The sequence below is a fragment of the Microbulbifer sp. SE14 genome, from assembly GCF_059834885.1.
Genome location: NZ_JCBAJA010000019.1, coordinates 1 through 13,341 on the forward strand (window position 1 = coordinate 1; position 13,341 = coordinate 13,341).

Annotated in this window: 9 protein-coding genes; 7 read left to right on the forward strand and 2 right to left on the reverse strand. The window is 64.5% G+C overall.

Annotation, left to right across the window (positions count from 1 at the left end; genetic code table 11):
* On the reverse strand, positions 1–2,385 hold a 2,385-nt coding region (locus AC6R19_RS13920; protein ID WP_500580440.1), incomplete at its 3' end, for a thrombospondin type 3 repeat-containing protein.
* Between the two features lie 511 nt (positions 2,386–2,896).
* On the opposite strand from AC6R19_RS13920, the gene AC6R19_RS13925 reads away from it, so the two are divergent.
* The 6 genes from AC6R19_RS13925 (at position 2,897) to AC6R19_RS13950 (ending at position 10,627) form a co-directional block, all read left to right on the forward strand.
* The gene (locus tag AC6R19_RS13925; protein ID WP_500580441.1) at positions 2,897–4,360 is read left to right on the forward strand and encodes a DNA-3-methyladenine glycosylase 2 family protein; all 1,464 of its coding nucleotides are present in this window, start codon (positions 2,897–2,899) and stop codon (positions 4,358–4,360) included.
* Positions 4,360–4,860 (forward strand): methylated-DNA--[protein]-cysteine S-methyltransferase, encoded by a 501-nt coding sequence (locus tag AC6R19_RS13930; RefSeq protein ID WP_500580442.1) that lies wholly within the window; start codon positions 4,360–4,362, stop codon positions 4,858–4,860. The genes AC6R19_RS13925 and AC6R19_RS13930 overlap by 1 nt, the downstream gene beginning before the upstream one ends.
* A 107-nt stretch (positions 4,861–4,967) precedes the next feature.
* Positions 4,968–5,498 (forward strand): gamma carbonic anhydrase family protein, encoded by a 531-nt coding sequence (locus AC6R19_RS13935; RefSeq protein WP_500580443.1) that lies wholly within the window; start codon positions 4,968–4,970, stop codon positions 5,496–5,498.
* On the forward strand, positions 5,498–5,701 hold the full coding sequence (locus AC6R19_RS13940; RefSeq protein ID WP_500580444.1) for a DUF1289 domain-containing protein: 204 nt from the start codon (positions 5,498–5,500) through the stop codon (positions 5,699–5,701). The genes AC6R19_RS13935 and AC6R19_RS13940 overlap by 1 nt, the downstream gene beginning before the upstream one ends.
* A gap of 60 nt (positions 5,702–5,761) precedes the next feature.
* Positions 5,762–9,280, forward strand: coding sequence for a DNA polymerase III subunit alpha (gene dnaE, locus AC6R19_RS13945; RefSeq protein ID WP_500580445.1), 3,519 nt, complete (start codon positions 5,762–5,764; stop codon positions 9,278–9,280).
* 390 nt (positions 9,281–9,670) lie between these two features.
* A complete protein-coding gene (locus AC6R19_RS13950) occupies positions 9,671–10,627 on the forward strand; it encodes an acetyl-CoA carboxylase carboxyltransferase subunit alpha (RefSeq protein ID WP_500580446.1) in 957 nt (318 codons plus the stop codon).
* A gap of 255 nt (positions 10,628–10,882) precedes the next feature.
* On the opposite strand, the gene AC6R19_RS13955 is transcribed toward AC6R19_RS13950, so the two are convergent.
* Positions 10,883–11,791, reverse strand: coding sequence for a DegV family protein (locus tag AC6R19_RS13955; RefSeq protein ID WP_500580447.1), 909 nt, complete (start codon positions 11,789–11,791; stop codon positions 10,883–10,885).
* Between the two features lie 247 nt (positions 11,792–12,038).
* Here AC6R19_RS13955 and tilS point away from each other — a divergent pair, with 247 nt between their 5' ends.
* The gene (tilS, locus tag AC6R19_RS13960; protein ID WP_500580448.1) at positions 12,039–13,280 is read left to right on the forward strand and encodes a tRNA lysidine(34) synthetase TilS; all 1,242 of its coding nucleotides are present in this window, start codon (positions 12,039–12,041) and stop codon (positions 13,278–13,280) included.
* The last annotated feature ends 61 nt before the right edge of the window (positions 13,281–13,341 follow it).

Here is a 13,341-nt window from a genome sequence, read left to right on the forward strand (position 1 = left end):
GTCGGTGTCGGTCTGGTTGGCATTGGCCACCAGCGGGCAGTTGTCAGCCCCGTCGTCGACGCCGTCATTGTCGTCGTCGCCGTCGCAGGCATCGCCGATGCCGTCACCGTCAGTGTCGGTCTGGCCCGGGTTGACCACCAGCGGGCAGTTGTCGCTGCCGTCGTCGACGCCGTCTCCGTCGTCGTCGTTGTCGCAGGCATCACCTACGCCATCGCCGTCGGTGTCGGTCTGGTTGGCATTGGCCACCAGCGGGCAGTTGTCAGCCCCGTCGTCGACGCCGTCATTGTCGTCGTCGCCGTCGCAGGCATCGCCGATGCCGTCACCGTCGGTGTCGGTCTGGCTCGGGTTGACCACCAGCGGGCAGTTGTCGCTGCCGTCGTCGACGCCGTCGCCGTCGTCGTCGTTGTCGCAGGCGTCGCCGATGCCATCGCCGTCGGTGTCGGTCTGATCCGGGTTGGGCACTGCCGGGCAGTTGTCCGCGCCGTCGTCGTGACCGTCATCGTCGGTATCGGAATCGTCGTCACAGGCGTCGCCGATGCCGTCGCCGTCCTGGTCTTCCTGGCCGGGGTTGGCTACCAGCGGACAGTTGTCACTGCCGTCATCCACACCGTCATCGTCGTCGTCGCTGTCGCAGGCATCGCCTACGCCGTCGCCGTCGGTGTCGGTCTGGTTCGGGTTGGGCACCGTCGGGCAGTTGTCGCTGCCGTTGTCGACGCCGTCGCCGTCGCTGTCGCTGTCACAGGCGTCGCCGATACCGTCGTTGTCAGCATCTTCCTGAGCGGGGTTGGCCACCAGCGGGCAGTTGTCGTTGCCGTCGTCGACGCCATCGCCGTCGTCGTCGGTGTCGCAGACATCGCCGATGCCGTCGCCATCCAGGTCTTCCTGGCCGGCGTTGGGCGTACTCGGGCAGTTGTCCACGTCGTTGCCGACGCCGTCACCGTCCAGGTCGTCGTCACAGGCGTCGCCGATACCGTCGCCGTCCTGGTCCGCCTGGTTCGGGTTGGGGATCAGCGGACAGTTGTCGCTGTCGTCGCTCACACCGTCGCCGTCGTCGTCGTTGTCACAGGCGTCGCCGATACCGTCGCCGTCTGAATCCTCCTGGTCGGGATTGGGCGTGAAGTGACAGTTGTCGAAGCCATCGGGGACGCCATCGCCGTCATCGTCGTCGTCGCATTGATCGCCGGCGCCGTCGCCGTCGATGTCGGTCTGGTGCGGGTTGGGCACTGTCGGGCAGTTGTCGTTGCCGTCATCCACGCCGTCGCCATCAGTGTCGCCTTCGCAGGCGTCGCCAATGCCGTCGCCGTCGCTGTCCTCCTGGCCGGGATTGGGCGTGTTCGGGCAGTTGTCCGTGCCATCGTCGACACCGTCGTTGTCGCTGTCGTTGTCGCTGTCACAGACATCGCCGGCACCGTCGCCGTCCTGGTCTTCCTGGTTCGGGTTGGGTACCAGCGGGCAGTTGTCGTTGCCGTCGTTGACGCCGTCGCCGTCGTCGTCGCTGTCACAGGCGTCGCCCATGCCGTCGCCGTCGGTATCGGTCTGGCTGGGATTTGCCACCAGCGGGCAGTTGTCGTTGCCGTCGTCGACACCGTCGCCGTCGTCGTCATCGTCGCAGGCGTTGCCGAGGCCGTCGCCGTCCGTATCCAGTTGGTCGGGGTTGGGGACAGTGGGGCAGTTGTCCGTGCCGTCGTCGACGCCGTCGCCGTCGCCGTCGCCGTCACAGGCGTCGCCGATGCCATCGCCGTCCGAATCCTCCTGATCCGGGTTCGGCGTCAGCGGGCAGTTGTCGACGCTGTTGGTCACGCCGTCGCCGTCCTTGTCGTTGTCGCAGGCGTCGCCGATGCCGTCGCCGTCGGTATCCGTCTGGCTGCTGTTGGCGACCAGCGGGCAGTTGTCGGTGTCGTTGGGCACACCGTCGCCGTCCACGTCATCGTCGCAGGCGTCGCCGATACCGTCGCCGTCCTGGTCCGCCTGATCGGCATTGGGCGTTTCCGGACAGTTGTCTGCGCCGTCGTCGACACCGTCATTGTCGCTGTCGTTGTCGCAGGCATCGCCCACACCGTCGCCGTCGGAGTCCTCCTGGCCCGGGTTGGGGGTATTGGGGCAGTTATCTTCGTCGTTGTCGACGCCGTCGTTGTCATCGTCGTTGTTGTTGGTTGTGTCGCAGGCATCACCGATTCCGTCACCGTCCGAGTCCTCCTGGTCCGGATTGGCGATGAACTGGCAGTTATCGAAGCCGTCGAGGACACCGTCGCCGTCATCGTCCGCATCGCACTGGTCGCCCTCGCCGTCGCCGTCGGTGTCGGTCTGGTGGGGGTTGGGGGTATTGGGGCAGTTATCCTCGGTATCGGGGATACCATCCCCGTCCGCGTCAACGGCAGCAGCCATCGCCCTGTTCGTTTTGCCGTCGGCGTCGCAGCCCGTCAGGGCTGCCATCGCCAGGGCGAAAAGTAATATTGGTATTCGTAACATCGACAAAGTCTCCCAGGCACAAGCACCCTTGTGCAGTAATTGGTCGTATGGCCCAGGGATGTGTGAGAGGTATGGCGGTGTGACACAGGTGCACGCACGTCGACGAAGGCTTGTGCCTCGCCGGCTGGGGTGCCGCTAAAGCGACTGGTGTCCGCAGAAGCCACAGCCCAACTTCCCTGTCTGGCCGCGCAAGATTTCCCATAGTTTCCCGGTGCGAACCGGCAAGTCCGCGATTCATGTTTAGGCGATGTCCTGCTGACTGTCTAAGCGATGGCGGCCGATGCTTACAATTCTGGCGGCTATTTCTCCTTTCCTGTCCCCAAGTGCCCGCTGGCAAGTGAGTCTCGAATAAGACAGCCGGTTCCGAAAATGACTAGTTCTCGGCGGCACCAGCCCCTAGACTGGCGGGCAGAGAGAGGAGATACCTGTGCAACTCGATCCGGCAATCTGTTCCAGTGCGCGCCTCGCCCGCGATCGGCGCTTCGACGGTCGCTTCTATACCGCGGTGAAGACCACCGGCATCTTCTGCCGGCCAATCTGTCCCGCGCGGCCGCCGCTGGAACGCAATGTGACCTATTACGCCACCGCCGCCGAGGCGGCCAGCGCCGGCTACCGGCCCTGCCTGCGCTGCCGGCCGGACGCGGCGCCGGGCAGCCCGGCCTGGGGGCTGGTGTCCACCACCGTACAGCGGGCACTGAAACTGATGCGCAGCGAACGCGAGGCCCAGTCCGTGGAGACGCTGGCAGAGCGCCTCGGCATCAGCAGTCGCTACCTGCGGCGGCTGTTCGCCGAGCATCTGGGGATCGGCCCGCTGGCGGTGTGGCAGGCGGAGCGGGCACTGTTTGCATTCAGCCTGCTGCGGGACACGAACCTGCCGGTCTCCGAGATCGCCTATGAGGCGGGCTTCAACAGCCTGCGCCGCTTCAACGGCGTGTTCAAGCAGGTCTACCAGCGCACGCCATCGGAGGTACGGCGGGAGAAGGGGGCCGGCGAGGCTGGAAGTACCAAGGACACCGTGACCCGACTGTACCTCGATTACCGCCCGCCGCTGGACTGGCCACGGCTGCTCGAATTCTTCGGCGCCCGCGCCCTGGCCGGGGTGGAGCAGGTGGAGGGGGAAGTCTATCGGCGCAGCTTTGCCCTGGCGCAGTTCCGCGGCGTGCTGCGAGTGAGCAACCAGACCGAGAGAAACCGCCTGGTGGTGGAGATCAGTGGCGAGGGGGCCGGTGCGGGCCTGTACCTGTTGAACCAGCGACTGCGGCGGCTGTTCGACCTGGATGCAGATAGCGAGGAGATAGCGGCGGTACTGGCGAAGGATCCGCTGCTGGCAAAACAACTGGCGCGTTCTCCGGGTGTCCGCCTGCCCGGCGCCTGGGACCCGTTCGAGTACGCACTGCGCGCGATACTCGGCCAGCAGATCTCCGTGGCGGCCGCCACCACCATCGCCGGGCGCCTGGTGGCTCGCTACGGAGAATCCTTCGTGGACGGCGAGGGTGAGGAGCACTATCTGTTCCCCACTGCCGAACAGCTGGCCGAGGCGGATTTTGGCGGTCTGGGCCTGACCCGGGCGCGGGCGCAGACGCTGCGTGCATTCGTCGCCGCCACCCTGGACGGACGGGTCAATTTCGCCGAGGTGGAGCTGGGTGACTGGTGCAGACAGGTGACCGCGCTGCCGGGTATTGGCGACTGGACGGCGCAGTATATCGCCATGCGCGGCCTGTCGATGCCGGACGCCTTCCCGGCATCGGACCTGGGTATATTGCAGGCGCTGGCTAGCAACGGGGAGAAGGCGAAACCGAAACAGGCCCTGGACCGGGCGGAGAACTGGCGACCCTGGCGGGCCTACGGCGCGCTGCTGCTGTGGCAGTCGCTAAAACCTGGAGATGAATGATGATCAACTACGAAATCTACGCCACCCGCTTCGGCGAAGTGGGGATAGCCGCGGATGGGCAGGGGCTGCTCGCACTGGAATTCCACAGCGACGAGCGCCCGATGCGGATAGATCCCGACTGGCAGAGGGGGGCTTCGGATCTGACTGATCTGGCCGCCCGGCAGTTGGGGGAGTACTTCGCCGGCGAAAGGCGGGCATTCGACCTGCCGCTGAACCCCCGCGGCACCGACTTCCAGCGCCGCGTCTGGGAGGCACTGCTGCGCATCCCCTATGGCGAGACCCGCAGCTATCGCCAACAGGCGGAGGCGCTCGGCGATCTGAAGGCGATCCGCGCCGTGGCGCGGGCCAACGGCGCCAACCGAATCGCGGTGGTGATTCCCTGTCACCGGGTGATCGGTGCCGACGGCAGCCTGACCGGCTACGCCGGCGGCCTGGACATGAAAGCCCGCCTGCTGACCCTGGAGGGCGCCCGCTTCGTACAGCAGTCGGAGCTACTGTAGCCGGCCCCCCTGCTCCGGCAGTGGAAATACGCAATACCCATCCGCTAGCCACAGCCCCCTCCGACCGGGATAATAGCCGGCTCGCATCGATTCGAGCCGGAGGCCAAATGCTGTACAAACTGGGCGACAAGCAACCACGACTGGACGGCGAAGGCCACTACATTGCCCCCGGAGCCCAGGTAATCGGCAATGTGCGCATGCTCAGCCGCAGTTCCGTGTGGTTCAATGCGGTAGTGCGCGGGGACTGCGACCTGATCACGATCGGCGAGTACAGCAATGTGCAGGACGGCTCGGTGCTGCACACGGACCCCGGCATTCCGCTCACTATCGGCAAGGGCGTGACCATCGGCCACAAGGCGACGTTGCACGGCTGCAGCATTGGTGACTACAGCCTGATCGGCATCAACGCCGTGGTACTGAATGGGGCCAGGATCGGCAAATGCTGCATTATCGGCGCCAATGCACTGGTCACCGAAAGTACCGAAATTCCCGACTACTCCCTGGTAGTGGGATGCCCGGGCAAGGTTGTCAAGACCCTCGACGAATCCACTTTCGAACTGCTCAAGGCCAGCAGCGACCACTATGCGGCCAACGGCAAGCGCTTTGCAGAAGAATTAGTCCCGGTTTCCGAACCCTGATGTCTGATAAAGAAGTAACGGCCGGCAGGCCGGTAAAGTCCCCCTGTATTTCCGTCTGCGCGCTGAATGCAGAGGATATCTGCGAGGGCTGTTTCCGCAGCGGTATGGAGATCAGCCGCTGGGGCAGTATGAGCAACGATGAGCGCCGCGCGGTCCTGACTGAATGTACCGAGCGGGCGCGGCGGATGGGCCGTATCTGGTAAAAAATTTAAAAGCACCCCGCCGCTCCTACAGCGGGCTGAAGCCAAGAATTTAGACGAAAAATGACCCAACCCTTTGTCCACTTGAGAGTCCATTCCGAATTCTCCCTGATCGACGGCCTGGTGCGCATCAAGCCGCTGGTGGCGCGCGCCGAAGAGCTGCAGATGCCGGCGCTGGCGCTCACCGACCAGACCAACTTCTACGGCCAGATCAAGTTCTACCGCGCCTGCCTCAGCGCCGGCATCAAGCCGGTCACCGGTGCCGACTTCTGGCTCAGTGAGGGCGGCGAGGACAAGCCGACCCTGATCACCCTCTACGCGATGAACGGCGACGGCTACCGCAATATCACCGAGCTGATCTCGCGGGCCTGGATGGAGGGGCAGTACCACGGCAACGCCTATGTGAAGCGCGAGTGGCTGCGCGACTACAGCGCCGGCGTGCTGATGCTGTCCGGCGCCAAGTACGGCGACGTCGGCCGCGCGCTGGTCGCCGGGCGCCGCCAGCATGCGGAGGAGCTGGCCCGGGAGTGGGCGGGCATATTCCCCGGCCGCTACTACCTGGAGCTGCAGCGCACCGGCCGCCCCGGCGACGAGGAGTACCTGCACGCGGCCGTGGCCCTGGCCCAGCAGCTGGAACTGCCGGTGGTGGCCACCAACGACGTGCGCTTCCTGGAGGAGAGCGAGTTCGAGGCCCACGAGGTGCGGGTCTGTATTCACGACGGCCGCACCCTGGACGACCCCAGGCGCGAGCGCCGCTATTCGGAGCAGCAGTATTTCCGCACCCCCGAGGAGATGTGGGAGTTGTTTGCGGATATTCCCGAGGCGCTGCACAACACTGTAGAGATCGCCAGGCGCTGCTCGGCGCCGATCCAGCTGGGCAAGTACTTCCTGCCGGAATACCCCATCCCCGAGGGCATGACCGAGGACCAGTTCTTCGAGAAGGTCTCCTTCGAGGGCCTGGAGCGGCGCCTGGAAAAAATCCTCGACAGATCCGCCCCGGATTACGCCGAGCGCCGCGCCGTCTACGAGAAGCGCCTGCGCTTCGAGTTGGACATCATCTGCCAGATGGGTTTCCCCGGCTACTTCCTGATCGTGATGGACTTTATCCAGTGGGCCAAGGACCACGATATCCCGGTGGGCCCGGGGCGGGGTTCCGGTGCCGGCTCCCTGGTGGCCTACTCGCTGGATATTACCGACCTGGATCCGCTGCAGTACGACCTGCTGTTCGAACGCTTCCTGAACCCGGAACGGGTGTCCATGCCCGACTTCGACGTCGACTTCTGCATGGAGAAGCGCGACCGGGTGATCGGCTATGTGGCCGACAACTACGGACGCCAGGCGGTGAGCCAGATCATCACCTTCGGCACCATGGCCGCCAAGGCGGTGGTGCGCGACGTGGCGCGGGTGCAGGGCAAATCCTACGGCCTGGCCGACAAGCTCTCCAAGATGATCCCGCCGGACCCGGGCATGACGCTGGAGAAGGCGTTCGAGCAGGAGGAGGTGCTGCGGGAATTCCTCGAGAGCGACGAGGAGGGCCAGGAAATCTGGGAGATGGCCCTGCAGCTCGAGGGCGTGGCCCGGAACGTCGGCAAGCACGCCGGCGGCGTGGTGATCGCCCCCACCAAGCTCACCGACTTCGCACCTCTCTACTGTGACGAGACCGGCGCCGGCCTTGTGACCCAGTTCGACAAGAACGACGTGGAGGACGCGGGCCTGGTGAAGTTCGACTTCCTCGGCCTGCGCACCCTGACCATCATCGACTGGGCCAAGCGCATGGTGGACGAACAGCGCGCGCGGGAGGGGCTGGAGCCCCTGGACATCGCCGCGTTGCCGCTGGACGACCCGGATACATTCAAACTGCTGAAAAGGGCCGAGACCACCGCGGTGTTCCAGCTGGAATCCCGCGGCATGAAGGACCTGATCAAGCGGTTGCAGCCGGATAACCTGGAGGACATGATCGCCCTGGTGGCCCTGTTCCGACCGGGCCCGCTGCAGTCGGGCATGGTGGACGACTTCATCAACCGCAAGCACGGCCGCGCCCAGGTGGCCTACCCGGATGCCAAGTACCAGCACGAGAAACTGAAACCCATCCTGGAGCCCACCTACGGGGTGATCGTCTACCAGGAGCAGGTGATGCAGATCGCCCAGGAGCTGGCCGGCTACACCCTCGGCGGTGCCGACCTGCTGCGCCGCGCCATGGGCAAGAAGAAGCCGGAGGAGATGGCCAAGCAGCGCTCCACCTTCGAGGAGGGCGCGAAAGCGCAGGGCATAGACCCGGAACTGGCGATCAAGATCTTCGACCTGGTGGAGAAGTTCGCCGGCTACGGCTTCAACAAATCCCACTCCGCCGCCTACGCCCTGGTGTCCTACCAGACCGCCTGGCTCAAGGCCCACTACCCGGCTCAGTTCATGGCCGCCACCATGTCCTCGGACATGGACAAGACCGACAAGGTGGTGACCTTTATCGAAGAGTGCCGGGCCATGTCGCTGGACCTGGTGCCGCCGGACGTGAACCTGGGCAGCTACCAGTTCTCGGTGGATGTGGACAATCGCATCATCTACGGTCTGGGCGCCATCAAGGGCCTGGGCGAGGGCCCGATCGAAAACATCATCAATGTGCGCAAAGAGGGCGGGCCCTTTACCGACCTGTTCGACTTCTGCTCGCGGATCGATCCGCGCAAGGTCAACAAGCGCGCCCTCGAGGCTCTGGTGCGCTCCGGCGCCCTCGACAGCATCGGTCCCGATGTCGGCGGTGAGGACGGGCTCGATTACTCCCGCGCGGTCATGTTCAACGCCCTGGACGAGGCGGTGAAAGCCGCCGAGCAGCAGGCGGCCAACGCCAGTGCCGGCATGATGGACCTGTTCGGCGAGCTGGTGCCCCGGGCATCGGACGGCGACGTCTACGCCGACTTCCGCCGCGCGCGTCCCTGGAGCATCCGCGAGCGCCTGGAAGGCGAGAAGAACACCCTCGGCCTGTATCTCACCGGCCACCCGATCGACGAATACGAGGGCGAACTCAAGCACCTGGTGAAGGCGCGTATCGCCGACCTGAAGCCGGGCAAGGAGAGCCAGAAGGTGGCCGGCCTGGTGGTGGCCATGCGGGTGATGAAGACCAAGCGCGGCGACACCATGGCCATAGTCACCCTCGACGACCGCAGCGGCCGCATAGAGGCGGCGGTGTTCAGCGAGGCCTTTGGGGAATGTCGCGAGAAGCTGGCCAAGGATGCATTGCTGGTGCTGGATGGCCCAGTGGCCCACGACGACTACAGCGGCGGCCTGAAGATGACCGTCAACAGCGTCTCCACCCTGGATGAGCTGCGCCAGGGCAGCGTGACCGGCGTGCACCTGCAGCTGGACAGCGCCGGCGCCACGCCGGGGCTGAGCAGGCGCCTGGCCGCCTGCCTGCAGCCCTATACGGGCGGGAATTGCGATGTGAGCCTGGAGGTGATGCGCAGCGATGCCCGCGGTATCTACCAGTTGCCGCCGCAGTGGAAGGTGGAGCCAAACGACCAACTGGTGCAGTCATTGCGCGAACTGCTCGGTAGAGAAAGGGTGACTCTCAACTACACTGAGCGACGGTGAGAACCACTGAAAGCCACTGCGCGTGCGCCTGGCGGCGTCCGGCGGTGCTGGTGCGCCAGCCCGGTCGAATCCTCACGTACTAAAGTACGCTCCGGTTGCTGCGCTCCGACGGCCGCCGCCAGCCACCCGCTCGCTACGCTTTCAGCGGTTCTCAAGTCAGGGTGGGCTCGACTAGCCAGTTCTATATAGGTAAGCTAGCCGCCATTTTAAATCGACGGGACGGGCTGGCGCTCCGTGTTGGGCTTCGCAAAGCTCAGCCCAACCTACCGGATAAGCTGGCCGTTTTTTTGAGCGATGGGGCAGGGCGTAGGTTGGGCTGGGCTCCGCGAAGCCCAACAGGGCGGCGCCCGGTGCTCCCGGGTCCCGACAAGTTTTCAAGGCGCGGATTTCATGAATTTCAATTTTCTCGAGTTTGAACAGCCGATTGCTGAGCTGGAAAGCAAGATTAAAGAACTGCAGCATGTGGGCGACGATGTCGACCTGAATATCGCCGACGAAGTGGCCCGCCTGCGGGAGAAGAGCCAGAGCCTGACCGAATCCATCTACTCGAACCTGTCCCCCTGGCAGGTGGTGCAGGTGGCGCGCCACCCGCAGCGCCCCTACTCGAAGGACTATATCGAGCGCATCTTCACCGACTGGGATGAGTTGCACGGCGACCGCCACTTCGGCGACGACAAGGCCATCATCGCCGGTATCGCGCGCCTGGACGGCAGGCCGGTGGCGGTGATCGGCGAGGAGAAGGGCCGCTCCGTGAACGAAAAGGTGGCGCGCAACTTCGGCATGCCCAAGCCCGAGGGCTACCGCAAGGCCCTGCGCATCATGGAGATGGCCGAACGTTTCAAACTGCCGGTGCTGACCCTGATCGACACCCCCGGGGCCTATCCGGGCATCGACAGCGAGGAGCGCGGCATCAGTGAGGCCATCGCCCGGAACCTGGCGGTGATGTCGCGCCTGCGCACCCCGATCATCTGTACCGTGATCGGCGAGGGTTCCTCCGGCGGCGCGCTGGCCATCGGCGTCGGCGACCAGCTGAACATGCTGCAGTACTCCACCTACTTCGTGATCTCCCCGGAGGGCTGCGCCAACATCATCTGGAAAACTGTGGAGAAGGCACCGCTGGCGGCGGAGGCCATGGGGGTGACTTCCGGCGTGCTGGAGGAGCTGGGTATCGTCGATGAAACCATTGAAGAGCCCCTCGGCGGCGCCCACCGCGACCCGGATACCATGGCCGCCCGCCTGAGAGAGCGTCTCAGTTCACAGCTGGACCAGCTGAACAATGTGCCCATCGATGAATTGCTGGAGAAGCGTTACCAGCGGTTGATGAGCTATGGCAATATCGCTTCCTGATCAGCCCCGCAAAATCCATTTTTTCTGTAGGGGCGAACCTTGTGTTCGCCCAACGGGAGCGGTAATACGCCGATCCCGATGCGAAGGCCCTGCTACCGGTGGTCGCCCGGGAAATGTTTGCCGATGAGGCTTTTTTCCGGGCGGCCACCGGTAGCAGGGCCGGCACAGAATTGACAGCAGGCCTCGGGTGCTACCCAGGCCAGGGCGAACACAAGGTTCGCCACTGCAAATCCAATTTATTCCGCGGCCAATGCCTTATTCCTTGCTCGCCAGCGCCAAGGCCACAGTCCCCGGCCCCAGGTTGATTCCGCCGGACAGGCTCATCACCGAGCGATAGACCTTCACATTGTGCTCCTGCGCCACCTTTTCCAGTTCGGCAAATCCCTGAACTTTGGGCAGCTCATCCAGCCGCCCGGCGATGCTCACCACCACCATCGGCGTCAGCAGCTCTCCGGCGCGGATCCTGTCAGTCGCCAGTCTGAACAGCGCCCCGGTGCAGTTGTCGTAGCCGCGCACCGTGTCCGTCACGGTGCTGCCGTCGCGATGCATCGACAGTATGGGGTGCAGGTCCAGGTGGCGGGCGGCGGTGGCCTTGAACCAGCTGATACTGTTTTCATTCTTGTTGCGCGCCCGCTCGCGCACATAGTAGACGTCCCTGATCGCGGCGTAGCCGTGGATCCAGCGGCTGAATTCCTCCGCCTTGTCCGCGACCTCTGCGCCGCCCAGTCCCCTGCGAATCAGCATCAATGAATAGAGTGCGAGCAGGCCCTGGCCGGAAAACAGGGTGTGCGAATCCACAGTGTGAATCGCCACATCGTCACCGACGGCGCCGCTGTTCAGCAGCAGGCGCGCGGCAGTGCGGGCATTCTTGTAGGTGGGACTGTTGGTACCGTTGATGGTCTGCACCACAATGTCTTTGCATCCCCTGTCGACCAGGCTCCGCAAAATGGAGCCGATCTCCTCGGTCGGCGCCGGTCCGCTGACAATCTGGCGCGAGCGGTCCACCAGCGACATGGAGTAAAAATGATTCATCTTCGCCGGATTGCGCTGGTCGCCGAAGATATCCTTGCCGACCCCAACCGAGTGGGGGAGGACGGGAATGGAAAACTTGCGCAGGAAATCATCCGGCAGGTCGCATCCGGAATCTACAACTAACTGGACCATCAGGTGCTCTTTTTATACAACTCGTCGTTAAGGCTATTTGGCCCGGGTATCGCATCGCGGCAATTCCGGGTCAGTTGTGATGAATTTATCATTCGGCGCCGGTGGACGACAAAACAAAATGGTACAAAAGTATTAATAGCGGTAATTTGTCCTAGGATATAGCTACTTTTGAGTTATTTTTACCAATCGAAACCTTTGTTTAGGAGCTGGTGTGAATAATTTGGTGGGATTGGTCAGGGAAGCGCTTGTGCACCATCCCTGTGGCGGTGTGCGCTGGCTGGGCTACAGCGGCGGACTCGATTCCACCGTGCTGCTCCAACTGCTGTGCGAAATGGGGATAGAGGTGCGGGCGATACATGTCCATCACGGCCTTTCCCCGAACGCCGATGCCTGGCAGGCGCACTGCAAGGCGATGGCCGAATCCCTGGGGGTGCCGTTTTATCCGCGGCGAGTCCGGGTCGATACTGGCGGCAGCCTGGAGCAGGCCGCCCGCACTGCCCGCTATCGGGTGTTCGAGGAATTACTGCGGCCGGGCGACCAGCTGCTGCTGGCCCAGCACGGCGACGACCAGGTGGAAACCTTCTTCCTGCGCCTGCTCCGCGGCGCCGGCGCCCTGGGCCTGGCGGCCATGGCGGGTAGCCGCCCCCTCGGGGACGCGACGGTGCTGCGCCCGCTGCTCGGCGTGGGCAGGACGCAGCTGGAAGCCTATGCGCGGGAACACCGCTTGCAGTGGATCGAGGATGAGAGCAATGAGGACCAGTCCCTGGATCGCAACTACCTGCGCGCGACGGTGATGCCGCTGCTGCGCGAGCGCTGGCCGCTGCGCGAGCGGGTGGGGCGGGCGGCGGAAAACTTGCGCGAGGCCGCCGAACTGCTGCAGGACTTGGGCGATGCGGACCTGGACTCCTGCGGCCGGCGCCGCGAGCGCTTCGGGGAGAGTCTGGAACTGGCGGTCTTGCGGGATCTGTCCGAGCGTCGGCAGAAAAATCTGCTGCGCAGCTGGCTGGCGACGTGCGGCGGCAATATGCCGGAAGCTGCGCACCTCGAACAGGCTTTGACCCAGGCGCTGCAGGCCGCGGAGGACAGTCGGATGTCTGTCTCGCTGGGCGGGCGGGTGGCGCGCCGCTTTCGCGATCGCCTCTATCTGACGCCGCCGCTGCCGAAGGTGGAGGAGGGTGAATGGCGCTGGGATGGCCGCTCCGTCTTGCTGTTGCCCGGCGGCTGGGAACTGAGAGCCGGTTCCGGCTGGCCGCAAGGGGGCTACCGCGTCCGCTTTCGCCGCGGCGGCGAGCGGGCCAAACCTGTAGGTCGTCAGCGCTCACAGACACTGAAAAAACTGCTGCAGGAAGTCGGTCTGGAGCCCTGGCTGCGCGACCGTGTGCCGCTGGTCTACAGGGGCGAGGAGCTGCTGGCGGTGGGTGACCTGTTCCCCTGCGTAGAGGGGCTTGCGGGATCGCTCAAATGGCGCTATGCCGGGGCCTGCGCATGATTCTTTGACTGAGCGCCTGCGGCTTTTCCAATTGAGGGGCGAGCGCCTTTCTGGTAGTCTG